This window comes from Paenibacillus glycanilyticus NBRC 16618 (assembly GCF_004000805.1).
GTDB lineage: Bacteria > Bacillota > Bacilli > Paenibacillales > Paenibacillaceae > Pristimantibacillus > Pristimantibacillus glycanilyticus.
In genome coordinates, this window is record NZ_BILY01000003.1 from 55,641 (window position 1) to 82,156 (window position 26,516).

Sequence of the window (26,516 nt, forward strand, 5' to 3'; positions counted from 1 at the left end):
ATCCGCGGGTAGCTGTACAATGAAGGGTAATGTTTACAGACATGATTAATCAGTCATACTCTTTTTTCGTTTAAGGAGGTTCCACTACAAATGATCAAAGAAGAAGCCATTATTATCGGAGCCGGTCCATGCGGCCTTGCCGCTGCCATTGAGCTTGAGAGGATCGGACTTCATCCCGTCATTATCGAAAAAAGCAATATCGCCCATTCCATTTCCATGTATCCTACATACATGCATTTCTTCAGTACGCCGGAACGGCTGGAAATCGGAGAGATCCCGTTTACGACGCCTAATGATAAGCCTTCACGGCTTGAGGCGATCAATTATTACCGGACTGCCGCGCTCCGCAACAACTTGCGCGTGAATGCTTACGAAACGGTTCTCCGGGTTGATCGGCAGGACAACGGGCTGTTCCGTTTAACCAGCGCAGACCGCTACGGGGAAGAAAAACAATATGAAGCCCGTTACGTCGTTGTCGCGACCGGCTATTTCGATCATCCGAATTATCTCGGCATCCCCGGCGAAGAGATGGATAAAGTCACTCACTTCTTTCGCGAAGCTCATCCTTATACCGGCATGGAAGTCGCGATTATCGGCGGCAGCAACTCCGCTATCGACGCAGCGCTCGAGCTGGAACGGGTTGGGGCAAAGGTAACGGTCATTTACCGCGGCGCAGGCTACTCCTCGAGCATTAAACCTTGGGTACGGCCCGGGTTTGAAGCCAAAGTCAATAACGGCATCATTCGCATGTTATTTGAATCACGGGTTGTTGAGATCGATAAACGTCATGTTATCGTTGAATCTCCGGAAGGGCGTCATCCAGTCGCCAATGATTTTGTGCTCGCCCTTACCGGGTTCCATCCCGACCGCGAATTCTTGACGAGCTCCGGTGTACGCATCGAGGAAGAAGGCTTCCCGTACTTTGATGAAACAACAATGGAGACAAACGTACCCGGCCTGTATCTGGCCGGTGTCGTTGCCTCCAAGCATGAAGCGAATGAAATCTTCATAGAATCCGGCCGCTTCCACGGCAACAAGATTGCCGAACATATTGTTTCGCTTCGTTAATTATTTACGCTGCTCGTCCAATTTCTTCTTAAGGGATTGGACGAGTTCTTCTTTTGGCTCCTGCCTGCCATAACGAACCTCGTCATATAGACGGGCAAGCTTATCGGCGTCTGCCTGCGTGGCGGATTTGCTGCTCCAGGCTCCAATATCCGACGTCGTTTCTCTAACCGTGTAGTGAGGCTTATAATCATATCCCCGGCCTACCGCTGCCGCAACGTATCTCCGGTACAGATAACGGATTCTCTCCCCTGCCGTCGACAGCTCTTCCCAGCGTGCTTCCTTCTTCCGGTTAGATTTGCCTAACCGTACGCTCCATTTGGTCCGGTCAACCAGACTCTCAACCTCATCCGTGTAACCAACGGTGCCTTCCCTGCTGTCGGCTGCCCGTTCCCAGATTCTTCCCAAGACCTTGCTTAAGAGCCGATAAAGCTTGCGGCCGATAAAGAACAAGAGAACGGCGACACCGATGATGAGCAGCGCGATCCCAATGTATTTCGCAACCAGCTCCAATCTTTCCAGCCAAGCCGGCGGATCATGCGCCTCTGCGGGAGGCAGTCCGCTTGGAGGCGGCTGCGTATCGGAAGGCGTTTCTTCAATCGGTTCGCCCGAACCGTCCATCCAACCCAATATTTTATTCATTACCGCATGGAAAAACGATTCAATGGAAGACTGCAGCTGGCGGAACAATCCGGCTATAAGCAATAGAACGGCTACAATCGTCAGCATAAACCGGTTTTGCCGTTTGAACACTTTGGTCGTCGAGGATTGAATAGCTCCTCCGGATTGCGTCTCATAGGACAATAATCGTTCATTAACGATGTAAAGCATTAGAATAAGAGCAACAATGCCGCAAAAGGTCAGAAACGTAAAATACGGCTGCAGCTTTTCCTGAAGATGAGCAACTATTGTTAGTATCGTGTACAAAATGATGCTGACAAACATAAGATTATTCGGAAAAATAACCTGCCAGCTTTTTGTGCTTGCTCCCATTCCTCTAACAGCCGTAAAGGCTCCAAGAAGTACCGGAAGAATAGCTGCTGCCCCCGGCAGATCCGCCTGAAAGGCCATTAACACGGCATAGATCACGCCCGCATGAAGCGCGCCAAGCAGAATCCCCAATAGCAGCCGGTATATTCTGCGGTTATTTTTCAGCTTCCCGATCCACAACGCGCCAGCCATATAAATGAGCGGAACGGTTAAAAGCCATAATGCCGTTAACGCATCGGTTGACGTATAGAAAAGCGCGACAAACCATATAGGCAAGGCGAATAATGTTTCGATGCTCCCTTGAAGCAAATGCAGCATTGGCTGATGCTTTTTCGATTGGTTCATCCTGCCTCACCTGCCTGCTCTTGAACCGGATTGGGAGTCAGCTTCCAATGAACAACCGCATTCCCGTTGCGGCGCAGCCTGTCCGCCTGAAGCTCAAGCTGATCGTTCCAGAAGCTGGAGATCACAAGCACATCGCGCTGGGAGTAACCGCTGTCCGCTTCTCGCGTTAACAGATCGGCAAATGGCTCCGTCCGGACAAGCTCAAGCTTTGCCATGACCTCGAAAATATCAGTCAGATGCCCTCCGCCGCTGCGCGGTTCAACGAACGTGCTTCCAAACTCCCCGATAATGGGCATATTCGTGCAAAAGCCCGCTTCCATTCCGCCTTGTATAACCGCCTGGGCCGCACCCGCCGCCCATTCGATGCCGCGCTCAATCAACTCTTCGTCATTAATGGAACGCCACATGCTTTCGTTGTCTTCCGCATTCAGATAGACCATCAGCCTGCGATCCGCCGTATAGTCGTATTGATGAACCTGAAGATTGCCGGTTCTGGCCGTTGCTTTCCAATTGACCATTTTGTACGTATCGCCGGAACGGTATTCGCGGGTCCCCATCACGACAAACGGATCCTCGACAATCCAGCGTCTAACCGACAGCTCCCCTTGCCAGCTATGGGAGGGCAGCTCATGAACCGGCACCTCTGCCGGCGTCGGATAGACGATTAACTCGCCATTTAACGCAATTTGCTTCGTCTGATGCAGAAAGCCCAGCAGATCGCCTGCCGTCATGGTAACCGACTGAAGCTTATACCACCCCCGCTTCTGGCATACAATGCGGTGTCTTCTCGTAATTTTCGTATAAGGCATGAGGGTGAAAAAGCTTTTATGATTTTGCAGCAGCTTTCCGCTGCTCACTTCCAGATTATCCTGACGGTGGAACCTTAAATCCGAGGACAACTGGGATTCGACCCGCATCCAGGGTACGGGCAGCCACTTGGCATTGGTCAACTGCTCGACCAGCTCGATCGTTTCGCCTCGGTAGCTTACCCTTTTTTGAAATTGCCGTTCATACCCGATTTGACGCAAGGCATACTTATGAAAGATTTTGGCCTGCAGGAAAAAGACGATAATTGCCGCAAACGCTACCCAGAATATAATCATCGGCTGACCCCCTATCGGGAGCCGATTCCAGCTTCCGCAGGCACCGCGGTTTGCCGGATAATATCTTCAATGATGTCTTCCGCATGCTTATGAGACCTCTGCATTCCCCTTAGAGACAGACGATGCGCAAGAACCGGCTTCGCCATCGCCTTCACGTCATCCGGCGTCACGTAATCGCGGCCGCGCAGAATCGCATTAACCTGCGAAGCTCTTAGAAGCGCCTGGCTGCCGCGCGGGCTTACGCCTACAAGGATATCGTCACGCGTGCGGGTCCGTTCGATCAGCTGCAGCAGATAATGCAGCACTTCGTCTTCTATGCGGACTTCCGCATAATGACGCTGGGCTTCCGTAATATCGGAAGCGGCTGCAACCGCATCCAATTGCGATAACGGATCGGCATTATTAAAGCGTTTCAGGATTTGAAGCGCTTCCTCCGTAGTCGGATAACCCATCTGGATCTTGAACAGAAACCGGTCAAGCTGCGCTTCCGGCAGCGGGAACGTGCCCTGATGCTCTACCGGGTTTTGTGTAGCGATGACCATAAACGGCTTGTCCAGACGTTTCGTCTCTCCGTCAACGCTAATCTGCCGCTCTTCCATGCATTCGAGAAGGCTGGATTGCGTCCGCGGAGTTGCGCGGTTGATCTCGTCGGCAAGCAGCAGATTCGTAAAGAGCGGCCCCGGACGAAACTCGAAGCCGCCCTCTTTCTGATTGTAGTATTGGATCCCGCTCAAATCGGAAGGCAGCAGGTCCGGCGTGAACTGTACCCGGCGGAATTGAAGCTTCAGCGATTGCGCCAGCGACTTGGCGAGCAGCGTTTTCCCCGTGCCGGGCACATCCTCGAGCAGAACATGGCCTGAAGTAATTAAGGCGATAAATAACAATTCGGTAACGCTTTCTTTTCCAACAATAACCTGGCCGATATTTGACTTCAGTCTCTCCGCTAATTGGTTAATCGATTGAAATGACATAAGTGCGTCTCCTTTGTCCGGTTATCGGATGACTCCCGTTGTTATGGGATGATGACTTTGAACGATTCGACGGAATACTTGTTCCTGCTCGCTATTACGGAACGATTCTTTCGGGATAATCCAGTACTGCCTCTTATTATGGAATAGAAAATAATAGTGTTCGTTCTCCCAGACCTTCGCGAAGTGACTCCAATTCACATTGGATGTACCATCCGTCACCGTTAATTTAAGATGATCGGAATTAAAGCTGTATTCGAACTCTCCGTTAAGCTTTCTGTCTTTAACGATTCTCCTTGGATGAACAATGCATTGGGTTACATAGTTTAATAGCGCTAATACAACGACCGCGGCCGCAATAACCGCCAGCAGCCTAGAATTCGTAACGACGGCAAGCGAAAAACAAGTTATAACCAATAAAACTTCGAAAACCCACGTCAGTCGAATTCGTAAGGTTTGAAAATATAAACTTTTCATCGCTCTAGCGGCATGCTGGCCATAATGAAAGCGTATGGTTTCCAAAAATTTTCCCCCATTAAAACATTTCCCGTTTCTATGTTACGGCCTTCCGTATACCGTGCTTTGAAGCTGCTGCAAATCTCTCCAGCGGATCAGGCGAATGCCTTCCGACCGCAATGTCTGCTGGACATCCGGGTCGCGGAACAATTGGAACTCCATACCCCGCTTCTCGGGCTGGCCGTGGAAAGCCAGAAGCTCATCGGTCACGAGGGACGGATGGAATATGAGTTCGGATACGCCTGGCTGCAGCTGCTTCAACTGCTGCTTCAGGTCCGCTTTTACGTTATCGAAAGTATCTCCCGCTTTAAGCGGAAACGGAAGCCCTATCAGATAATCAAGCACGACGACTCCCATGGCATGAGCCAGCAAACCAAGCTGACGGGCCTGCTCCTCCAGCTCGGGCGGAACCATCTGACCGTTCGCGGCTGCCACCTTTCGGGGCATCCGAAACGGCAGTCCGTAAGCCGCGCATACCTCGAATACTTCCTTCAGAAAGTTCTTGCCCGTCTCTAGTCCGTACAAGCTTCCCATATGGTTATCGGCATGCGTAGGAGTCATTCCCAATTGAAGCGCGGCTTCGATCTGAGCAATCATTTCCTTCTTCACCTGCTGAGGTTCAGCCTGAAGCTCGAAGCTTCTGCAATCTTTCGGGAAATACCCTTCGGCGGTTACCAGCGACTGCGTATCACTGCCTTTGAGAACCGGCCCCCAACGGTAAGAATCCCATTCGCTTGTAAACGTAAAATGGATGCCCACATCAAATTGCGGATGATTGGCACTCCAAAGAGCCGCTTCGCGAGAGGACTTGCACGGCATCATTAGGGTTGCCGAGCTTACCGCCTGTTCCTGAAGCAGCTGCTGTATTCCTTTATTGGTTGACTGACACAGTCCGTAATCATCCGCGTTAATAATTAACAATCGTTCCTGGCTGCCATATCCAAGCGATGCTGCAACGTTCATCTCGGGCACATCCTCTCTCTAATTAGCAACATTAAGGAATCGGGTTTAACCTCCTACAAAAGCTCATGCCTGAACAATGCCAGCAGCTGCTCTTCATTCCGGTCCACCCAATCGCAAATCCGGTACGTCTGGTCGATAAAGCCTGCAACTAACGCCGCATCATCCAAACCTTCTTTATAGCGGACCGCAAAGTGAAGAAACACATCAAGCATTCTCAGCTTGATAAGAAGCGGCAGTTCCTCCACCTCGGCAGAGGTAAGCTTGTCAATCCTTCCGTAGCCTTTGCAGAATAACCGAAGCCGTTCCCATATTTCCGAATCTTCGCCTTTGAAAAAATCGATCTGCGCCACAACAAGCTCCATCGCCCTGACATCTACGGTACAAAACTCGAAATCGAGCACGCCAACGATAGATTCGCCGTCCGCCACCGTGTTGCTAAAGTTAAGATCGCCATGAATCCATTGATGGGGCAGCTCTTTTACGGCCGTTAACCTTCCGGACAAGTCTTTAACCTGGTTTACGATTGCCGCGGCTTTGTCCGCTCTGGCAATGAATTGTTCGGAAGACTGCATAATGGCGGGAAGCTCATGATGGATCAAGGAGGAATAGGTTTCTTCCAGCAAATAATACGGATCATAGATCGGCTTAAGCGAAATCGTCATGCCGCGAAGCGCCTTTGAGACCCTGGCGGCCGTCTCGCCAAGGGAGTGGATGTGCGCCTTTTGCTCGACGGTCGGCCGTTCTCCCGGAATATACCGGTATAATGCGGCTAACGCACCGTCTTGCAGAACGGAAATCGTATCTCCTGAACGATTCTCCACGGGTACGGGAACGTTGAAGCCCGGCTGCTGCCGGTAAAGGGCAAAGAGCACTTCATGCTCAAGCGTTACGATGTTTCTGTCCCGGTGATTGTTATACACGCGAAGAACGTACCGGTCGTCGCCCGCCTTGATCATCCTTGTTGTGTTATTCATCCCGCTCTCTCCCGGTACAACCGTCCATTTCCCATCGAACCGGTACTGCTCAATCAGCGCGGCGATCTCGGTATCTTTCAATCCGAATGGCCTCCCCGCGTCTCTTGCTGCAGCCTTTCAATGCGTCCGGATAGGGTCTGCTTCCAGCTATCGGACAATTCCTCAACCGCAAGCAGTGCCGACATTCCTTCCAAGTCTGCCTTGCCTTTGTACATAACGCGGTTAGCCTCGGCCAGCGTGATGGCTGCCGGATGCCGTTCCAGAACCTTCAAGTTCTCGCCGGCCCCAACCTCGCCTTCCTTCAGCACGCGGAAATAAAATCCGGTGTATCCGGTTTGCTGGACCTGCGCGGCGATCTCCGGCCTCTGATGACGGATCCCAAGCTTAAAGCAAGGCTGCCTTGGCTGGCTTACCTGCACAACCACCTCTCCGGCTTGAACGACGTCTCCGATGCACAAATCATGCTCCGTCCAATCGGACACCGTCCAGTTCTCGCCGAAAGCGCCGTAGCTCAGCTTATCGCCCAGCCACTCCTCCCAATACGGGAAATGACGCTCGAAGTAGACGCATACCGCTTTATCCGGACCGCCGTGGTTAACCAGATCCGCCTGACCGTCGCCCGTTAACCCGGTCTTGCTTAAATAATGCCTGCTTCTCGAGGCTGTCTTGTAAATACCTGTTTGAATGGGCTTGCTTCCATGCATCGCCTCTACCGGCGTTCCTACATTCAGAGAGACAATGCGGCTGTTTATTATTTCCCGAGACATTTGCTTCTGATGGCCTCCTGTCCATTTCTATCCTTCCACTATTATAATCTGATAAGGGAGAAGATGGCAAAAACATCTTTTGGCTCTCTATTATTAATAGCGTTAAGCAGCCGAAAACAGGTATAAATACGGGCTTTTCAGCCGTATTCGAATAGTCTTCCAAGACTACTCTTCGACACCGTTCGTAACATTCGAGCCCGTGGTGTCGAAACCGTTTTCTTTGTGTAAGATTATGCGCTTCCCCGGGAAATAAAAGCGGTTGTTATTTCCTCATTTCCCGGAATCCAATCCCCCTTTTTAATGAAGATGGAATTTTCGCTCAATTCGGATGATTTCCCCTTTTGGCCGTTTCAAGCGACTCTGAAGCTTTGCCAGATGCTGCTTGCGGTATCTTCGGTCCATGACCGTCACGAGGATCAACCATGCCCCCGTTCCGACCGCTCCCCATACGCCAAGCGCAAAGACAGACACCGCTCCGGATAATAACAGCCAGACGAATGCGGCTCGGTCAACGATTGAACCGTAGGATCCTAGATGCCATGGCGCATCGTCCAGCAGCCGGTGTCTGCCATGCAGCCCGATCTTAATCCAGATCGGAATCATATACGCCAGCTGCAGGCATAACACCGCGAAGCCAAGCAAGCTTGGGATGCCAGCCTCTCCCCCATCCGCCAGCCTGCCCGCGACAAATAAAACAACCGACAGAAGAGCAGCCGTTCCGATCGCCGGAAGCGGCGATTGCCGCCCGCGCGATACATGGGACAACACTCTGTTGAAAGGAAGCGCCTGATCCCTGGCAAGACAAAAGATTGCACGCGAGCAGACCAGCATCTCGCTGTTCCCGCTGCCCCATATGGCTGCGGCAATGACGAGCAAAACGAGCGAATTCCCTTGCCAGCCGTCAAGCGCCGCGGCGGCAAACAGGCTGTCGCCGCTGCTGAATAAGGCTGTTCCGACGATAGCCGGCAGAACAAGGGTCAGACACATCAACAGGACGAAGCCCGCGATCATCGTATAGACCGATGACAAGTAGATTGACCAAGGCACCCGAATTCGCGGATCGCTTGTTTCCTCCGATCCTTGCGCGGCTCCATCCATCCCGAGAAACAGCTTCTGCAGCACAAGCAATCCAATGATAAACGCCCACGGCGTAACATGCCCATCCAGGCTTGCGTTTTGGAACGTATATAAAAGCGCTGGCGAGTAAACGCTTCGCCCGAACGCAATAAAGATTCCGCCGATTACCGCGGCCAGAACAACCGCGTGAAGCATGATCCCGGCTTCCTGCAAAGCTCCCGTCCGCCCCGTTCCCCAATGATTAACCGCAGCTTGAACGACGGTAACGAAACACAGCAACATTCCCATCATCCACCAGGAAGAGTGATAGTCAAGCCATACGGATAATAGTTTATCGAGAATAAAAGCGCAGGCGCCATTCATGAGCGCCATCATGGCGAGATGTCCGGCGAGTTGAAACCAGGCTGCGTACCAGCCCCATCTTCGGGTACCAAGCGCGGAAGCCCAATGGTAGACGCCGCCCGCCGTGGGCACGGCCGAGGACAACTCCGCTAGCGAAGCGCTGACCAGAATGCCGAACAAGGCGAGTACGGGCAGTCCGATGCTGACAACGGAGGGCCCTCCCTTCTGCAAGGCCGGTCCCGCAAACAGAAAGGCAGCCCCGATCAGGCCAAGAGATTGAAACGACAGCCCAAATGATGCAGCCGCTCCAAGACGCCTCCGAAGCTGCTGGGCAAGCCCGAACAGATTCAGGTCATGCTTATCCTGCTGCGCTTGGGCGTATGTGCCATAAGCCGTCATGCTAATATGCCTCGAAGCCCTAACACTGCGCTGCGCCTTCGCCGTCAACATTAAAGCGCAGCCGCAAACAATCGCAAACAGCAGCAATCCGATCCATACCGCCAGCATCATTGAACCCCTCCCTACGATAATGTATGAGGAAGGGCGTTTGGTCATGTCAGGGCGCCAAAAGGCTGCCCGCGTAGGGCAGCCTTTTGGATATGCCGGTTGTCAGCCAGCCTTATGGAAGTTTATTACTCCGTGAACCGAAGCATCGCAAACGATGCAATCGCCCCTGTTGCCCAGCACAGCGTATGAATAACGAGCCAGCGCCATTTTGACCGATAATCCAGCCGTTTCAAGCTCCATAGATTCACCCCGAGGATTAGAAGGGCATAAATCAGAACGATGGCAGTGCCGTAAGCCTTCTGGGAGCCTGTTGACGGCGCCATAAATCCGTAGACAAGAACGATTCCGCCGATCAGCACATAAGGAAATACAATTCCGAGCAGCAGATGAGCAATCGCACCGAGCCATTTTTTCCTGTCCATCCACGGATCAGCTCCTTTGTTCTTCACCGCCCGGCATGTCCTGTGCTCTCCTAATTATTCGGCACCATAGCGCCAAGTGGACCATTCTCGTTCACAATATCCTGAAGATCGTAGGCCGAGATCGGAAAATACGGAAACCCGTAAGCATAAGGCGTTAACTCGTATAAAGCAAAATAAATGACAATCGACCGGTCTGCGATATAGTAGTCTTGATCCGGTCGGATCGTTCCGAATGGCTCCAGCGTGCTAATGTCGCGTTCCTTAATCTGTTCGCTGACCATTTCGGATATGCGTTGAACATAGGCACTGCCAGGCTTGAACAGCTGAGGAAGGCTGTAGGCGTGTCCGGTTGACACGCGAAAGGTCAGCGAGACCTGCAGCGTAAGGCCGTGGCTGCCCCCCGAATAGGCATAGTTGAATAACGACAGGCTGAGAATATCCCTCTCATTCGTCTTCACCTCGTAATACCCGCTCATTTCAGCCCGCGGATCATCAAGCGAGCCCTGCTCGTCTACCAGCTGCTGTGCCGCTTTTCGGATGGATTCATTGATTCGCTTGATTGCATTCTCGTTTGATCCTCCGCTTACATGCGGGATCCAAAGCTCCGCTTTCGGGAATGCCGCTCTTGCCGATTGGACAATGACTGGAGACTGAAAAGCCATATTCGAAGACACCTACCTATTTGGTCAGATGCTCCATTATATGCGGGGTACGTCTCATTTCATGCCATTCAATACCGCCGTGCGACGATGCCGCTTCCCCAACATATGCAAACCCCGCTCTCTCGTAAAAGGGGATCAGATGCCGTTCGCACATCAGGATAATCGCATGGTGTCCGGCCCTGTCGCAGGTTGAGACAAGGCGCTCGAGCAGCATGGCTCCAACTCCCTGTCGTCTTGCCTCCTCCGCAACGGCAACGGTCAGGATGCAGAAGTTATCGCCTTCCTCCTCATCCTGCTGCTCTCCCTTCATCTCGTCCCCGCATGACCAGGCCGAAGTCCGGATTCCGTTCGTAATGCCGAGCAGCTTGCCTCCGGACCAGGCCGACCAGAAATAACCCGGGTAATGCTCAAGCCGGTACCGGAACCCTTCCCTGGTTGCAGCCGCTTCCGGAACGTAGCATTGCTGCTCCAGCCGAAGCGCTTCTTCCAGTTCCTTTTCTGTGATTAAACGAAGCTCGATCACAGCATCATTTTCTCCCGTTCGGTCAATCTTCTGCCTTTTACGTCGAGCACAAGCTCTCCGTTATTCAAACCGATGATCCGGTCCGCAAACCGTTCCGCCCAATCTCCTTGATCAAGCACGGCAATGACCGTAACGCCCTGTTCCGTAGTCAGCCGCTTCAAATCGGACAACACGCGGTCCGCCGTATGCGGATCAAGCCCCGCTACCGGCTCGTCCGCTGCAATCACCTTCGCTCCATGCACCAATGCCCGGGCCATCGCAATACGCTGGCGCTCGCCGCCGCTCATGGTGCTTGCCTTTTGATGGGCTTTATCCAGCAGTCCCAGCTTTTCGATCGTATCCATTGCGCCCATGTAATCGTCGTTTCGCAGCATGCCCGTCCATCGGCGCCAAGCAGGCGTCTGCGCAACCGCACCGATGCTCACGTTTTTAAGCCCTGTCTTGTTCTGGTACAGAACGGGCTTCTCCTCCAGATAAGCAACCGCACGCTTGATTTTCAGCCTGCCCGCCAGCCCTTGCTTGAAAATGTCTTCCCCTTCAAAGAAATAGCTGCCTCCGCTCCACTTGGTCTGCAGCGCCAAGCTTTTGAGCAGCATCGACTTGCCGCTGCCGCTGGCTCCCTTTATCGCGATAAATTGGCCAGACTGAACTTCAAAGCTGATATTTTTCAAGATCGTTGGTCCACCTGGAATTTGTACTCTAAGATTCGATATTCTCAACATAAGTCCATGCCCCTTTTTTGTAAACGCTTCGCCATTCTATGAATCTAGTTTACGAGAAACAAAAAACAGTTTCCACACGAACAAATGTTTGCTATAATAAAAACAGAACAAACGTTCCCTAATTGTTATCCCACAATCATTTTGAAGGAGGCTGAATCACCATGAATAAAAGCTGCGAGAACTTTCGTTATTTAGAGAAAGGATGGCCGCGCCGTGACCTGACGTTTAAATTTTACACGGACGGAACTTTAACGATTATTGATAATCGTGCAGAGGAGGTGATCTCGCCAAATGATTTGAAGGGTGACAGCATGGACTTCTATGTACGGAGGCGTATCGCCTTTATTAAGAATAAATTGATCGCTGCACAGCAGAAATATGCTTAATGTCGCTAAACATTTAAAACAGGCGGAATACAGGACGCTGGAATAATATGCCCCTGGATTCCGCCTGCGTTGCTTTACGGCAGCTGTTTATTAATTCCATTCATGCTTGGAGGACGGTTTGCGAGTTTGTTCAACTTAAGGCCAATGGCTTCCGATTTAAAACTCGATTGGTTTTGACGGTTTTGCGTTTTGTCGGCTTTATTGAATGGCATGCTCATCACCTCCCTGCCTTTATGAGAATGATTAGCATAAATCGCGCGAATTAAACATCGCTTTGGGCTTCGTTGACGTAAGGCTTCGAATAAGGTAGATTGTTCATACGATGAACTTCACCAAAGGAGCCGTGCTTTAAATGAAGCAAAACCTTTTCTTTGACCTAGACGACACCCTCATTCACTGCAACAAATATTTCTACTTTGTGATCGAACAGTTTGTGGACGCGATGACAACGTGGTTTGCGGGTTATGAAGAGGTAAGCGCAGATGCCGTGCGCAATAAACAGACGGAGATCGATATTGCGGGCGTAGCGGTGCTCGGATTCAAGAGCGAGCATTTTCCGCAGTCTTTTATTGATACATACCATTATTACTGCGACCTGACAGGCCGCAAAAAGTCCAAGACGGAGCAGGACTTTCTGTGGAAGCTTGGTTTAAGCGTATATGAGCATGAGACCGAGCCCTATCCGAATATGGAAGCTACGCTTGATAAGCTGGCTGGAGAAGGTCATACCCTTCATCTCTATACCGGAGGGGAAATTACGATTCAGCGTCGTAAGATTGAGCAAATGAAGCTGGAGCGGTATTTCGATACGAGAGTATACATTCGCCGGCATAAGAACAGCGAAGCTCTTGAGCAGATCTTGGCTGAAGGCGGTCATGACCGCCACTTGACCTGGATGATCGGCAACTCGATTCGAACCGATGTTGTACCCGCACTTACGGCAGGCATCCACGCCATCCATATGAGAACGGAATCCGAATGGCAGTACAATGTCATTAATATCGAGGTAGAGCCGAAGGGGGCCTTTTTCACCCTGAGTAACCTGCTCGAGGTTCCTCCGGCAATTCATGACTACGTGAGTCGCAAGCAGCCTTAAGCTTAATGACATAAACAAAAGGAGTAAAGCGACAATTGACCGCCTTACTCCTTTTTCCGTTGAACGATTAATCTAAAGCTTATACGCCTTGAACGGAGACCGTGCCTTTATCCCGGTCCGTCAACACCAGCTTGGCTTTCATGCTGCTGCCATCCTGACGTTTGAAGGTAAGCTGGCTTGTTGCTCCTTTTTCCAGCAGGGAACGAACCATCGGAATCGAGATCGTCTTGCCCTGCTGCTCCTTCCAGATCACAAACGTACAGCCATCACGGAAGGCGCTGCAGCCGAAGCCGCGTTTCCCTTCAATAATTTGCCCGCTGCAGCCTGCTCTCGGGCATGCCGCGATTGGCTCGCGGGCGGAAGGACTTGCGGATGTCCGTGTTGCAGTTGCAGACTTAGGTGCGGCCGTTGCGGTTGCGGAAGCCGAGGATGCCGACCTGGATGAAGATGTCCGGCTTCCGCCGGAACTCTTCGAAGTACGGCTGCCCCGCTTGGAACCGGAACCCGCTGCTCCTCGCTTGCCGCCGTTCTCCCGTTCCTCGAACGTTCCCGGCGCCGCCGGTCGCTGCTGGCGCACCTTATCGACGATCATTGCGGCAAATTGCTTCACCTTCAATATAAACTGGTCATCGGATGCCTCTCCGCGCGAGATCTGGTGCAAGCGCTGCTCCCATCGTCCGGTCATTTCCGGCGACGCCAGCAAATCTACGCCCGCCCCGCGAATCAGCTCGATAGCCGCACAGCCTTTGGATGAAATCTCCAGCTTCTTGCCGGTTAAATCCACGTAACCGACCTGCTTCAGCCGTTCGATTGTCGCGGCTCGGGTGGCAGGCGTGCCCAGCCCCGTATCCTTCATCGCCTCGCGCAGCTCGTCGTCCTCCATCGATTTCCCGGCGCTTTCCATCGCTTTCAGCAATGTGCCTTCGGTATAAGCCTTTGGCGGTTGGGTCGTTTTCTCGAGCGATTCGGATTTTACGCATTTGACGCCTTGCCGAGGATCAATCGCGAACGGTTTATCGGTGAGCAGCTCTTCCTCATCGCTCTCGGCCTCATCCTTCTCGCTTGCTTTCTTCTTGCTGGTCTTCTTGGCGGCTTGTCCCTGATCCTGCAGAACAACCTTCCAGCCAAGCTCGAGCAGCTCCTTCGCCTTTGTCCGGAAAATCTCGCTTTCTACCTCGGTCAGAACCGTGTGGTTCTTATACACCGCGGGAGGATAATACTGCGACAGGAAGCGCCGGACGATCATATCGTAAATATTCTGCTCCTCCGGGCTTAAGCCGGAAGGTCGCTTGGGCGTTGGCATTATGGCATGGTGATCCTCGACCTTCGACGGATTGCATACCGCCTTATTCCCCTTGTGCACCCGGCCACGGTCCGCGCCGTTTGCGAGCTCGCGGTAAGAATCGGACCCCTGCAGCATCGTCAGCACCTTATGCATGACGGGCAAATTCTCTTCGGTTACGTAATTGGAGTTCGTACGCGGATAAGTAATGGCCTTATGCTTTTCGTACAAAGCTTGCGCAATATCCAGCGTCTTCTTCGCCGAATAGCCGTAGCGGCCGTTCGCTTCCCGCTGCAGAAGCGTCAAATCATGAAGACGGAACGGATATTCCTTGCTCTCCGCCGTCTGGTAATCCTTAATAATGCCAGTCTTCCCTTGCGTCTTGGCGGCCAGCGCTTCCGCCTTCGCTTTATCCGTAATTCGATCCCCCTGCCATATCCCTGAATATTGAAAGCCGTTCTGGTCGAATAATGCCTTTACGACATAATACATATCCGACTTGAAGGCCGTGATCTCTTTGTGCCGGTCATACAGCAGCGCCAGGACCGGCGTCTGCACCCTGCCAACCGAGAGCAAAGCCTTATGGCGGATTGTAAATGCGCGGGAGGCATTCATCCCGATCAGCCAGTCCGCCTCGCTGCGCGCCCTGGCTGCCCTTGTAAGCGGGGCGTAGTCCTCATCGCTTCGTAGGGAGTCAAAGCCCTTTCGGATCGTCTCAGGCGTCAAATCCGAGATCCACAGACGGTCTGTCGGCTGGGGAAGCTTCAAATATTGCCGGATCAGATGAAAAATAAGCTGTCCCTCGCGCCCGGCGTCACACGCATTCACGAGACGGCCGCATCGCTTCGCAAGCTCTCCGATCGTCTTGAGCTGATCCTTCGTCCGGGCATTTGGCCACAGCTTGAACTTATCCGGAATAATCGGCAAATCCTGATCGTTCCATCTTTTATAGCGCGCGTCATACTGGTCTGGCTCTGCAAGCGTGACCAGATGACCGATCGCCCAAGTTATAATATAACGGTCGCCTTCCAGGTACGTCCGCTTATTCGCCGCCTTCGGCTCAACAACCGCAGCGATCGTCCGCCCCATGTCGGGCTTTTCCGCAATAATTAATGTCTTCAATTAATCGCCTCTCATATCTAGCTTGTTCGTTCTATTTTGCTTTTCATCGATGCAAAAATTTTACTCACGCCACTTGCCCAATTCTGATCCTCCGCGTATTTGCGATTGATCCAGGCGATCGGGTCCTTGCCCTCCGGCCGGTTTTTGCTCCATTTCAATACGGTCTGGGAGGCAATTCTCGCCGAATCGTGAATGGTCGTATTGTAGTCTTTCCAGCTATAAAAAACATTGAACGGATTGTTGGCGATCTTCATCGCCTGTTTATTCGACTTCGGTACAAAAGCTTGCTCCTGACCGGTAATCGCGAATAAAAAGAGGGGATGTATATCGAATGTTTTTGCCGCGTCGATGATGGCATCCAAATAAGGCTGTTCCGCCAGAAGGGAATCTCTGCTGTTCAAATAGTCGACAAGGCTTTCCTTATTCACATCGGTATACCGCAGCTCGTCCGGAAGCTCGTTGCCCGCTACAGCCGGCATCACTTTCTCGTAGGATTGCAGCGTAACCGGAGGCTGCAGCTTGTTAGGAGAAGGCCTGAGCAGCGACCAGCCGTACAGGAGCGAAGCGCTCACCAGCATGACGGATAAAAACGAATAAACCAACGTCTGCTTTCGCCGGTACGGCTTCAGAGCCGGATTAAGCTGATGGAACGGAATAACCTCGGCCAGCTCGGTAACCGCATCCTTTTTCCCTTCCAACCGGTACTCGGATCCCAGCCATTCCTTTAACTGCTCCCATGAAGCGGATGTCTCCGACTTCCCGTTCTTCGCAAGCTTGTCCAGCTGGATTCGGAATAAATCCCATTCCAACTGCGTGCCGCTTTGCTCCTCCACCCATTTATGAAGCGGCGTAACAACGTCGGAATCAGCCAGGTCAAGGGAAAGGCATGCTTCGAAAATATCGTCCGCGCGGACCGGCATTTGCCTCTCCAGCACGGTTGTCCGGATTAGCCTTGCCGTCACTTCCCGCTTCAGCTTGTCCTCAAAAGGCGGAAGCTGCTTTTGAATAATGCGGCTAACCGCATCGGCAACAATCTCTGCCCTCTTATCCTGCGGCATCGCATCGTACTTATATTGAACATACTGTCTGATTTTGCGTACATCAATCGGGGTTAATACAAAGGCTTCCTCGGCCGGCATGACGAACTCTCCCCTTTACGTCATCTCTAACCGATTTTACCACAATTTTCTTTATATTGGGGAGGACAGATTTGCAATGCGCCGCTGAATTTCTTCGCTTTCAATAAAGGCTTTGATCTGCTCTTTCTCGAACGCCGTAAACTGATATTCGCAGTCTATATCCTCGTCCTGCGGGACGATTTGCGCGACGGCGCCGCCTAATGTGCAAATGACGAGCCCGCTGAAATCGATTAGGTCATCCGGCACGGGAGTCTCCTCCGTCACGTCAAACCGCAGCACGATATCCACCCATTGATTGTCTCTGCGCTCTATTGCTGCCGTCATCGATTTGAATCGCAGCTCCGTCACTTTGTCCAATCCGTATTTAATCAATCCCGCCGCCTCCTAGATAATCTGGCAACAGCCTTATTCTACCATTCGATGTAAGGTATACTCCAAAGCTGAAGCTTGGTAAGAATTGCTCACCTCATAAGTAAATAGGTATTAATCCCTATTCGACAAGAAAAGCGCCCGGAGGCGCTTCCTGTTATCGATTGTTATCTCGGGCTCCTTAAACCTTAAGGCAGCATCGACGATCCCATCAAATATTTATCCACTTCGCGAGCTGCCTCGCGGCCTTCGTTGATCGCCCATACGACAAGGCTTTGTCCGCGGCGCATATCGCCTGCTGCGAACACTTTATCAACGTTGGTTTTGTATTTGCCATAAGTCGCTTTCACGTTCGAACGGCGGTCTTGCTCAAGGCCGAACGAATCGATCAGCGTTTTCTCCGGTCCTTCAAAGCCTACTGCGATAAAGACAAGATCAGCCGGCCATACTTTCTCTGTGCCGGGGATGTCTTTATAAATTCTGCGGCCGGTTTCTTCGTCAACCGTACGCTCGATTTGTACCGTGTGCAGCTCTTTCAGGTTGCCGTTTTCGTCGCCAACGAATTTCTTCGTCAGTACGGAGAATGCGCGAGGATCTTCGCCGTAGAGGGCTTTTGCTTCCTCTTGAGCGTAATCAAGCGTGTACACGTTCGGGAATTGCGGCCAAGGGTTGTTTACGATATCGCGTTCCAGCGGAGCTTTCGCTACCGTACCGAATTGCGTAACCGATTTACAGCCATGACGCAATGCCGTTGCCACGCAGTCCGTACCTGTATCGCCGCCGCCGATAACGATAACGTCTTTATCTTTAGCGGAGATGTAATTGCCGTCTTCCAGGTTCGAATCCAGGTAGCTCTTGATTGTTCCGTTCAGGTAATCCATCGCCATGTGGATGCCGTTCAGCTCGCGGCCTTCCATTTCAACATCGCGTGCTTTTGTTGCGCCACCGCACATAATAACCGCGTCGAACTCTTTCAAAAGCTCGTCTCTCGAAATATCTTTGCCGATTTCCGTATTCGTTACGAAGTCAATGCCTTCTTCTCTCATCAGGTTGATGCGGCGGTCTACAACATGCTTCTCAAGCTTCATCGTAGGAATGCCGTAAGTGAGAAGTCCGCCGAGACGGTCAGCGCGCTCGTATACCGTAACTTTGTGGCCTGCTTTATTCAATTGGGCAGCTGCCGCAAGACCAGCCGGGCCGGAGCCTACAACGGCTACTTTTTTACCGGTGCGTACTTTAGGAGGTTGTGCAACAACCCATCCCTCTTCAAAACCGCGCTCGATAATAGCATGTTCAATGGTCTTAATCGTTACGGGGTCCCCGATCAAGCCAACTGTACAAGAGCCCTCGCATGGAGCCGGGCATACGCGGCCGGTAAATTCAGGGAAGTTGTTTGTTTTGTGCAAGCGGTCAAGCGCCTCACGCCACAATCCACGGTAAATCAGGTTATTCCATTCCGGAATCAAGTTGTTTACCGGGCAGCCGGATGCCGAACCTGCAAGTTCCATGCCTGTATGGCAATATGGAGTTCCGCAATCCATACAGCGAGCGCCTTGCGTACGCAGCTGTTCATCCGACAAATGCTTATGAAATTCATTCCAATCCTTGATCCGTTCGATAGGATCCCGATCAGCCGGCAATTCACGTTGATACTGCATAAATCCTGTAGGTGTAGACATGTGCGAATTTCCTCCATCCAATATTCCCGAAAAGCCTGTATAATTATTCTCTTAAAACTATATCGGGAATCTTTAAATATTTCAACAAAAAACTTCATTGCCTACGCGATTATCGTATAAAAAAGCCTATCATTCTTATTTTCTGTCGTTAATGGATTATCCGCACAATCATTTGCACTTATTAACACAACGTTCGTCATTTGTGCGTTTTTCTTTATTTTTTGCTTTTCGGCGGGCAAATGTTTGGAAAGTGAAGGAGAACGCATTGCGCTCGTCGCTTTCCACCTTCTCCGCATCCACGCGCTCCCACTCGTCTTCGGTAAGCGCAGGGAAAAACGCGTCGCCGCCTTCAATATCGGTTTCTACTTCCGTGAGCAGGATTTTGTCCGCGAATGGAAGAAACTGTGCATAAATATCCGCTCCGCCGATTACCATCAATTCCCCGTCTCCGTAGCGGTCAATGGCTTCCTGCACGGAATGAACAACCTCGCAGCCCTCTTTCGCGTAATCCTGTTGTCTGGTTATAACAACGTTTGTCCGGTCCTTCAGCGGCTTGGGCAGCGATTCAAACGTCTTGCGGCCCATAACAACCGTTTTCCCCGTCGTATGGCGCGTAAAGTAAGCCATCTCGGCCGGAAGCCGCCATGGCAGCCTATTCCCGATCCCGATTGTACGGCCACGGTCCATTGCTGCGATCATCGTAATCGACATCGTGTTTTCCTGCTTTCTTATACGGCTACCGGAGCCTTAATAGTAGGATGCGGCTGATAGTTCTCGAGCTTGATATCTTCAACCTCCGCGTCGAAAATCGAACTCACATCCGGATTTATCGCAAGCACCGGCAGCTCCCGCATGTCCCGCTGCAGCTGTATATCGATTTGTTCCAGGTGGTTCAAATAGATGTGTGCATCGCCAAGCGTATGAATAAACTCGCCAACCTCAAGCCCGCACTCTTGAGCTATCAGATGCGTAAGCAGAGCATAGCTTGCGATATTAAACGGGATACCGAGGAAAATATCGCCGCTCCGCTGATACAGCTGGCAGCTCAGCTTGCCGTTGATCACATAGAACTGGAACATCGTGTGGCAAGGAGGAAGCGCCATCGACGGCACGTCCTCGGGGTTCCAGGCCGATACGATCAAGCGGCGGGAATCCGGGTTTTTCTTGATCGTATCGATAATTCCCTTGAGCTGATCTATCGTCTCTCCTTGCGTCGTGCGCCATTCACGCCATTGCTTGCCGTATACGTTGCCAAGATCGCCGTATTTCTCGGCAAAAGCATCGTCGGTTAGCACGAGATTCGTGAATTTGTCCATCTGCTCCTTGTACAAGGCGTTAAAAGCCTCATCCGTCTGCGAACGAAGGCCAAAGTCCGTCATGTCCGGGCCATTGTAGTCGGTGCTCTCCACCCATCTCTTAAACGCCCACTCATCCCAAATATGGTTATTATGCTTCAGCAAATACCGGATATTGCTGTCACCTTTAATAAACCACAGCAATTCGCTGACAATCAGCTTGAACGGCACTCTCTTCGTCGTCAGAATCGGAAAGCCCTTGGCAAGGTCAAACCGCATCTGGTAACCAAAAGTCGAGATCGTTCCGGTGCCCGTCCGATCCTCTTTCTTAACGCCGTTCTCCAGCACATGCCGCAGCAATTGCAAATATTCCGTTTCACTTGTTTGAACAGTCATTTTTATATCAACTCCTTGTCATTGATCGGCACAACATCCTTCTCCCGCATGCAGCGCCCGGTCCAAGGTATATTTAAAAACTATCTCACTAGTTTAACATTTTTCGCATAGGTTTGTCTTCACGTTTTCGCCGGTTGCTGGCGCTCCCGTTTTCGTTTCATCCGCAGCTCATGCCGCTCCGGGGCGGTTGCAAACATACGGATTTCCTCTTCGGTCTCCGGATAGACTTTGGGCACCATTGCGGGCTTGCCTTTGTCATCAAGCGCCACAAAAGTAAAGAACGCCGTAACTGTTGTGGTCCGCTCGGCCGTATACAGGTTCTCCGATTGAACGGTCACGCACACTTCCATGGAGGAATTGTTCGTCCAGCTTACGTAAGCTTCCACCTCGATAACTTCACCTACTCTAATCGGCGCTACAAAATCAAGGCTGTCCGTCGAAGCAGTCACCACCTGCATCCGGGCATGCCGCATCGCGGCAATCGCGGCCGCCTTGTCCATATATTCCATAACCTTGCCGCCAAACATCGTATCGTGATGATTCGTATCCAGCGGAAAAATGATCTGCGTCATGACCGTTCTGGATGCACTAGCCGGCTTTTCCATAAGCTTTCGCTCCTAGCGTTATGTACAGTTATAATATGCAAAAAGAGGCCCGCATGCTGTTCAAGCCGCGGAACCTCTCTCACTAAATCTCAAATAACGAAGATCGGATATTATTTGGCAACCGTGTGGATTGGATGTCCAAGCGCTACTTCAGCAGCGTCCAGAACGATCTCACCCAGTGTTGGATGCGCATGGATAGTCAAGGCGATATCTTCCAGAGTAGCACCCATCTCGATAGCCAGAGCAAGCTCAGCAATCATGTTGGAAGCTTCCAGACCGATGATTTGCGCGCCCAGTACAAGACCTGTGTCAGCATCGGAAACGAGCTTCACGAAGCCTTCAGTCGCGTTAAGCGACATTGCGCGGCCGTTGATTGCGAATGGGAATTTGCCCACTTTTGTTTTGTGGCCTTTGTCTTTTGCTTCTTTCTCGGAAAGACCAACTGCTGCGCATTCCGGATCGGAGAAGCATACGGCCGGCACGCATTTGTAATCGATAACGCTAGGCAGACCGGAGATTGCTTCTGCCGCGATGCGGCCTTCGTACATGGCTTTGTGAGCAAGCGCAGGACCAGCGATGATGTCGCCGATAGCGTAGATGTGTTGGTTGCTTGTACGGCATTGCGCGTCAACTTCAACCAGACCGCGCTCGCCGACTTTAACGCCAGCCAGATCAAGACCCAGGTCTCCGTCAGTGTTAGGACGACGGCCAACGGTAACGAGCAGGTAGTCTGCGGTAACTTTCTCTTCTTTGTCGCCAACTTTGTAAGTCAGCGTAACGTCTTTATCGGTTTGCTCAGCGCCTTGAGCCATTGCGCCGGTAACGATATCCACGTTAGTGCCTTTAAGTTTCTTAGCAACGATCGAACCCATATCTTTATCAAAGCCTGGAAGAATTGCGTCTCCGCCTTCGATAATGGTTACTTTCGTACCGAACTTGGAGTACATTTGGCCAAGCTCGATGCCGATGTAGCCGCCGCCGATCACGATGATGCTTTTCGGAATTTCAGGCAGCGACAAAGCGCCTGTCGACGACACGATGCGGCCGCTGAACGGGAATGCTTTCAGCTCGATTGGACGGGAGCCTGTAGCGATGATGCAGTTTTTGAAACGGTAGCGCGGTGCTTCTTGATCGTTGAAGACACGTGCTTCGTTCTCGTTGATGAACATAACTTCGCCGTTGAAATATTGCACTTTGTTCGCTTTCAGAAGCGATGCAACGCCGCCGGTCAGTTTTTTAACGATACCGTTTTTGAACTCTTGCACTTTGTTCCATTCCACTTTCACGTCGCCGGCAGTGATGCCGAACGCGGATGCATGGCTGATGGACTCGTATTGATGCGATGCCGAGATCAGAGCTTTCGAAGGGATACAGCCCACGTTTAAGCAAACGCCGCCTACATTCTCCTTCTCGACAACAAGAACGCTTTGACCAAGCTGCGCTGCGCGGATTGCCGCAACATATCCGCCTGGACCTGCACCGATGACTAGAGTATCAATATCTAATGATGGATCTCCTACTACCATTGTAGTTACACCTCCATGATGAATAATTCTGGTTGACCCAGAAGTTGTTTAATGTAATTCATAAAGTTTTGAGCCGTTGCACCGTCGATGAGACGATGGTCGAAGCTCAGCGACAGAGCCATTACAGGAGCTGCCACGATTTCGCCGTTGCGCACAACCGGCTTCTCGGAAATACGGCCAGTACCCAGGATAGCAACTTCAGGGAAGTTGATTACCGGAGTAAAGAACATACCGCCAGCGGAACCGATGTTGGAAATCGAAATGGTGCTGCCTTTAAGCTCGGCGGCAGTAAGCTTGCCTTCGCGGCCTTTTGCAGCCAGGTCGCGGATTTTGTCGGCAACCATGAAAATATTTTTACGGTCAGCGTCTTCGATAACAGGAACGATCAGGCCGTTGTCCGTATCTGTCGCGATACCGATGTTGTAGTACTTTTTGTAGACGATCTCTTGGCTAGCTTCATCCAGCGTAGCGTTCATGATCGGGAATTGACGGCAAGCCGCAACGAGTGCCTTCACGATGAATGGCAGGTAAGTCAGCTTGGAACCTTTTTTCTCTGCATATGGCTTGTATTTCGCGCGCAATGCAACCAGTTCGGTAACGTCAACTTCGTCCATGATTGTTACGTGAGGAGCGGTGTATACCGATTTAACCATCGCGTTAGCGATTGCTTTGCGGATGCCTTTGAACGGTACGCGTTCTTCCGGACGGTAAGCGTCAACTGCCGCTGCTGCCGGTTTAGCTGCTGGCGCTTCTGCTGCTGCAGGAGCCGCCGCTTCAGCTGCCGGTGCTGCTGCCGCTGGTGCTGCACCGCCGCCGTTTGTAACGTCTTCGCGAGTAATGCGGCCGTTTTTGCCAGTGCCGGTAACCGTCGTCAGGTCAACGCCTTGCTCACGGGCAAATTTGCGAACGCTTGGCGTAGCCAGAACCAGACCGCCGGTTGCTTTTGGAGCTTCCGCCGGTGCAGCAGGAGCTGCCGCTGGTGTTGCTGCAGGCGCAGCCGGTGCTTCCGCTGGAGCTGCCGCCGCCACTGGAGCTTCAGCTGCCGGAGTATCTTGCTCTGGAACATCACCTTCCGCATCAATGATTGCCACAACTTCGCCAACATGGCAAACCTGGCCGTCTTTCATGCGTACTTCGAGTACAGTACCGTTAACCGGACAAGGCACTTCTACAACTGCCTTATCGTTTTGTACTTCCATGATGATATCGTCATCCGTTACTTTGTCGCCGACTTTAATGTGCACTTTTACGATTTCGCCTTCGTGCAAGCCTTCGCCAAGCTCAGGAAATTTGTATTCAAATTTCGCCACTGTAGTATCCTCCTTAAAAGAATTAACGCTTACTTGCGGTAATTCTTACCTCGTAAGCATGAGCTTAAAGAATTAGCGCTTACTAAACGGTAATTCTTGCCTAGTAAGCATTCAATGCGTTTGCCGCCTAATGACGGCTTTGCCCGCCGTTAAGCGGGCATGTATATCCATCATCCGTTAGGATGATCAGCATTAGAAGCTCAGTACTTTATTAACCGCATCTACGATACGGGCTGGAGTTGGCAGCCATGTATCTTCGATTTGCGCGAAAGGATACACCGTATCCGGACCGGCAACGCGAAGCACTGGAGCTTCGAGGTGCAGAATCGCTTTTTCGTTGATTTGAGCAATAACTTCCGCAGCTACGCCGGACGTTTTTTGCGCTTCTTGAACAACGATTGCGCGGTTTGTTTTCTTAATCGAAGCCACGATTGTGTCGATATCGAGCGGTACCAGGGAACGCAGGTCGATAATTTCCGCGTTTACGCCGTTCTTCGCCAGCTCGTCCGCCGCTTTCACGGCTGTGTGAACCATCATGCCGTAAGCGATGATCGTTACGTCGGAACCTTCGCGGACAACGTTTGCTTTACCGATCTCAACCGTGTATTCGCCTTCCGGCACTTCAGCGCGGAATGCACGGTACAGGTTAAGGTGCTCCATGAAGAATACTGGGTCATTGTCGCGGATTGCGGCAATCATGAGACCTTTTGCATCATAAGGATTGGATGGAATAACAACTTTAATACCCGGAGTCTGAACAGCAAGACCTTCCAGGGAGTCTGTATGAAGTTCCGCAGCTTTAACGCCGCCGCCAAACGGCGTACGGAATACGATTGGCGAGTTGTAGCGTCCGCCGGAACGGTAACGCATGCGAGCTGCTTGAATAAACATTTGGTCCATTGCTTCATAGATGAAACCAACGAACTGAATTTCGGCAACCGGGCGGAAGCCTTGAATCCCCATACCCACTGCCAGACCGCCGATTGCGGACTCGGCAAGAGGCGTATCGAATACGCGCTCCTCGCCGAATTCTTCTTGCAAACCTTCCGTTACGCGGAATACACCGCCAACTTTACCAACGTCCTCACCGAAGATAAGTACGTTTTCATCACGTTTAAGCTCCACACGCATAGCGTCGCGGATTGCTTCCAACATATTCATTTGAGCCATGATCGTCAGATCCTCCTTCATTTTTGCTCATGCAAAATCCCATCGTCAGGCAAGGGTATTATTGAAAATCAGCCTTTTGCTCTTCCAGGTGCTGAGGCGTTGTTTCGAACATGGAGTCAATCAAGCCGCCAACTGTCATTTTCTCAGTTGCTTCAGCTTTCTTGATGTTCTCGTTAACAGCCGCTTTCGCTTCCTCTTTCACACGGTTTGTATCTTCTTCCGTCCAGAGGCCTTTCTTCTCCAGGAACTTGCCGAAACGAATAAGAGGATCCTTAAGGCCCCATTCCGCTTCTTCTTCTTTCGTACGGTATTTCGTTGCATCGTCAGACAGGGAATGCGGACGGAAACGGTAAGTCAGCATCTCGATCAGAGTTGCGCCTTCACCGTTGCGGCCGCGCTCAGCTGCTTCGGATACTGCTTTAATAACAGCAAGAACGTCCATGCCATCGATTTGAACACCTTTGATACCGGCAGCAACCGATTTATGAGCAACCGACAGAGCAGCTGTTTGCTTCTCGTAAGGAGTTGTGATGGCATAACGGTTGTTTTGAACAACATAGATAACCGGGAGCTTGAATACTCCAGCAAAGTTCATAGACTCGTAGAAGTCGCCTTCAGAAGAACCGCCGTCACCCGTATAAGTAATCGCTACGCGTTTCTCGCCGCGTTTCTTGAATGCCATTGCTACGCCGGCTGCATGAAGCACTTGTGCGCCGATGATGATTTGCGGCATAAGTACGTGTACATCTTCAGGAATTTGACCGCCATGCTGATGACCGCGGGAGTACAAGAAACCTTGGTACATAGGCAAGCCATGCCATACAAGCTGCGGAATATCGCGGTAGCCCGGGCAAATGAAATCGTCTTTATTAAGCGCGTATTCGCTGCCGATCATGGAAGCTTCTTGACCGGATACCGGAGCATAGAAGCCGAGACGGCCTTGACGGCCAAGATTTACAGCGCGCTCATCCCAAGTACGGGTGAATACCATACGGTACATAATTTCTTTCAATTGTTCGTCAGTCAGGTCCGGCATATATTCCGGGTTAACCACGTCGCCATCGAGCGACAACACGGATATTGGTTTTACAGGTTCCGTTTGAACTTCATATGGCAGTTTGTTAAGCACTTTGCTCATTTTGAACGCTCACCTCGATCATTAATATTTGAAAATCGGAGCTCTCTGTTATAGAAT

Annotated in this window: 27 protein-coding genes; 3 read left to right on the forward strand and 24 right to left on the reverse strand. The window is 51.5% G+C overall.

The features are described 5' to 3' along the window. The first annotated feature begins 90 nt into the window (after positions 1-90). On the forward strand, positions 91-1,068 hold the full coding sequence (locus PGL01S_RS02865) for a YpdA family putative bacillithiol disulfide reductase (RefSeq protein WP_127491191.1): 978 nt from the start codon (positions 91-93) through the stop codon (positions 1,066-1,068). Here the strand turns inward: PGL01S_RS02865 and PGL01S_RS02870 are convergent, their stop codons facing one another. The 12 genes from PGL01S_RS02870 to PGL01S_RS02925 all read right to left on the reverse strand — a co-directional run bounded on the left by PGL01S_RS02870 (position 1,069) and on the right by PGL01S_RS02925 (position 11,946). After that, the gene (locus PGL01S_RS02870) at positions 1,069-2,400 is read right to left on the reverse strand and encodes a DUF4129 domain-containing protein (protein ID WP_127491193.1); all 1,332 of its coding nucleotides are present in this window, start codon (positions 2,398-2,400) and stop codon (positions 1,069-1,071) included. Then, the gene (locus PGL01S_RS02875; protein WP_127491195.1) at positions 2,397-3,503 is read right to left on the reverse strand and encodes a DUF58 domain-containing protein; all 1,107 of its coding nucleotides are present in this window, start codon (positions 3,501-3,503) and stop codon (positions 2,397-2,399) included. The genes PGL01S_RS02870 and PGL01S_RS02875 overlap by 4 nt, the downstream gene beginning before the upstream one ends. Before the next feature lie 11 nt (positions 3,504-3,514). Further along, the gene (locus tag PGL01S_RS02880; RefSeq protein ID WP_127491197.1) at positions 3,515-4,474 is read right to left on the reverse strand and encodes an AAA family ATPase; all 960 of its coding nucleotides are present in this window, start codon (positions 4,472-4,474) and stop codon (positions 3,515-3,517) included. Positions 4,475-4,495: 21 nt separating this feature from the next. Continuing rightward, positions 4,496-4,993: a YcxB family protein gene (locus PGL01S_RS02885; RefSeq protein ID WP_127491199.1), complete on the reverse strand. Its 498-nt coding sequence runs from the start codon at positions 4,991-4,993 to the stop codon at positions 4,496-4,498. A 36-nt stretch (positions 4,994-5,029) separates the two neighbouring features. After that, a complete protein-coding gene (locus PGL01S_RS02890; protein ID WP_127491201.1) occupies positions 5,030-5,950 on the reverse strand; it encodes a polysaccharide deacetylase family protein in 921 nt (306 codons plus the stop codon). Positions 5,951-6,003: 53 nt separating this feature from the next. Beyond that, the gene (locus PGL01S_RS02895; RefSeq protein WP_127491203.1) at positions 6,004-7,005 is read right to left on the reverse strand and encodes a phosphotransferase; all 1,002 of its coding nucleotides are present in this window, start codon (positions 7,003-7,005) and stop codon (positions 6,004-6,006) included. Further along, a complete protein-coding gene (locus PGL01S_RS02900; RefSeq protein WP_127491206.1) occupies positions 7,002-7,691 on the reverse strand; it encodes an MOSC domain-containing protein in 690 nt (229 codons plus the stop codon). Before PGL01S_RS02900 ends, PGL01S_RS02895 begins: the two co-directional genes overlap by 4 nt. Positions 7,692-7,988: 297 nt before the next feature. After that, positions 7,989-9,620, reverse strand: coding sequence for an amino acid permease (locus tag PGL01S_RS02905; RefSeq protein ID WP_164775353.1), 1,632 nt, complete (start codon positions 9,618-9,620; stop codon positions 7,989-7,991). A 122-nt stretch (positions 9,621-9,742) separates the two neighbouring features. Then, complete coding sequence (locus PGL01S_RS02910) at positions 9,743-10,039, reverse strand: hypothetical protein (RefSeq protein WP_127491210.1); 297 nt, start codon at positions 10,037-10,039, stop codon at positions 9,743-9,745. Positions 10,040-10,089: 50 nt separating this feature from the next. Further along, a complete protein-coding gene (locus PGL01S_RS02915; protein ID WP_127491212.1) occupies positions 10,090-10,701 on the reverse strand; it encodes a DUF3298 and DUF4163 domain-containing protein in 612 nt (203 codons plus the stop codon). Positions 10,702-10,717: 16 nt separating this feature from the next. After that, the gene (locus PGL01S_RS02920) at positions 10,718-11,224 is read right to left on the reverse strand and encodes a GNAT family N-acetyltransferase (RefSeq protein ID WP_164775354.1); all 507 of its coding nucleotides are present in this window, start codon (positions 11,222-11,224) and stop codon (positions 10,718-10,720) included. After that, positions 11,221-11,946, reverse strand: a complete 726-nt coding sequence (locus PGL01S_RS02925; protein WP_127491216.1) for a phosphonate ABC transporter ATP-binding protein — start codon at positions 11,944-11,946, stop codon at positions 11,221-11,223. The genes PGL01S_RS02920 and PGL01S_RS02925 overlap by 4 nt, the downstream gene beginning before the upstream one ends. A 161-nt stretch (positions 11,947-12,107) precedes the next feature. Between PGL01S_RS02925 and PGL01S_RS02930 the strand changes: the two genes are divergently transcribed. After that, entirely contained in the window at positions 12,108-12,332 is a 225-nt protein-coding gene (locus PGL01S_RS02930; protein WP_015844261.1) for a hypothetical protein, read from the forward strand. A gap of 74 nt (positions 12,333-12,406) precedes the next feature. Here PGL01S_RS02930 and PGL01S_RS30715 read toward each other — a convergent pair whose 3' ends face one another. Then, on the reverse strand, positions 12,407-12,544 hold the full coding sequence (locus PGL01S_RS30715) for a hypothetical protein (RefSeq protein WP_015844260.1): 138 nt from the start codon (positions 12,542-12,544) through the stop codon (positions 12,407-12,409). A 140-nt stretch (positions 12,545-12,684) separates the two neighbouring features. On the opposite strand from PGL01S_RS30715, the gene PGL01S_RS02935 reads away from it, so the two are divergent. Beyond that, positions 12,685-13,428 (forward strand): HAD family hydrolase, encoded by a 744-nt coding sequence (locus tag PGL01S_RS02935; RefSeq protein WP_127491218.1) that lies wholly within the window; start codon positions 12,685-12,687, stop codon positions 13,426-13,428. A gap of 79 nt (positions 13,429-13,507) precedes the next feature. On the opposite strand, the gene PGL01S_RS02940 is transcribed toward PGL01S_RS02935, so the two are convergent. The 11 genes from PGL01S_RS02940 to pdhA form a co-directional block, all read right to left on the reverse strand. Continuing rightward, on the reverse strand, positions 13,508-15,832 hold the full coding sequence (locus tag PGL01S_RS02940) for a type IA DNA topoisomerase (protein WP_127491220.1): 2,325 nt from the start codon (positions 15,830-15,832) through the stop codon (positions 13,508-13,510). 17 nt (positions 15,833-15,849) lie between these two features. Further along, a complete protein-coding gene (locus PGL01S_RS02945; RefSeq protein WP_127491222.1) occupies positions 15,850-16,971 on the reverse strand; it encodes a glucosaminidase domain-containing protein in 1,122 nt (373 codons plus the stop codon). Positions 16,972-17,022: 51 nt separating this feature from the next. Then, positions 17,023-17,343 carry a hypothetical protein gene (locus PGL01S_RS02950; RefSeq protein ID WP_127491224.1) on the reverse strand — a complete coding sequence of 107 codons (321 nt, stop codon included), beginning with the start codon at positions 17,341-17,343 and terminating at the stop codon, positions 17,023-17,025. Between the two features lie 185 nt (positions 17,344-17,528). Then, positions 17,529-19,019, reverse strand: coding sequence for a glutamate synthase subunit beta (locus tag PGL01S_RS02955; RefSeq protein ID WP_127491226.1), 1,491 nt, complete (start codon positions 19,017-19,019; stop codon positions 17,529-17,531). 168 nt (positions 19,020-19,187) lie between these two features. Continuing rightward, positions 19,188-19,730 carry a dihydrofolate reductase gene (locus PGL01S_RS02960; RefSeq protein WP_127491228.1) on the reverse strand — a complete coding sequence of 181 codons (543 nt, stop codon included), beginning with the start codon at positions 19,728-19,730 and terminating at the stop codon, positions 19,188-19,190. Between the two features lie 17 nt (positions 19,731-19,747). Further along, on the reverse strand, positions 19,748-20,710 hold the full coding sequence (locus PGL01S_RS02965; RefSeq protein WP_127491230.1) for a thymidylate synthase: 963 nt from the start codon (positions 20,708-20,710) through the stop codon (positions 19,748-19,750). 119 nt (positions 20,711-20,829) lie between these two features. Then, positions 20,830-21,315: an acyl-CoA thioesterase gene (locus PGL01S_RS02970; protein ID WP_127491232.1), complete on the reverse strand. Its 486-nt coding sequence runs from the start codon at positions 21,313-21,315 to the stop codon at positions 20,830-20,832. Positions 21,316-21,425: 110 nt separating this feature from the next. Next, positions 21,426-22,841, reverse strand: a complete 1,416-nt coding sequence (gene lpdA, locus PGL01S_RS02975) for a dihydrolipoyl dehydrogenase (protein WP_127491234.1) — start codon at positions 22,839-22,841, stop codon at positions 21,426-21,428. Positions 22,842-22,846: 5 nt separating this feature from the next. Further along, positions 22,847-24,151 carry a dihydrolipoamide acetyltransferase family protein gene (locus PGL01S_RS02980; protein ID WP_127491236.1) on the reverse strand — a complete coding sequence of 435 codons (1,305 nt, stop codon included), beginning with the start codon at positions 24,149-24,151 and terminating at the stop codon, positions 22,847-22,849. Between the two features lie 192 nt (positions 24,152-24,343). Continuing rightward, positions 24,344-25,321 (reverse strand): alpha-ketoacid dehydrogenase subunit beta, encoded by a 978-nt coding sequence (locus PGL01S_RS02985; RefSeq protein ID WP_127491238.1) that lies wholly within the window; start codon positions 25,319-25,321, stop codon positions 24,344-24,346. Between the two features lie 58 nt (positions 25,322-25,379). Next, positions 25,380-26,459, reverse strand: a complete 1,080-nt coding sequence (gene pdhA / locus PGL01S_RS02990) for a pyruvate dehydrogenase (acetyl-transferring) E1 component subunit alpha (RefSeq protein WP_127491240.1) — start codon at positions 26,457-26,459, stop codon at positions 25,380-25,382. Positions 26,460-26,516 lie beyond the last annotated feature (57 nt).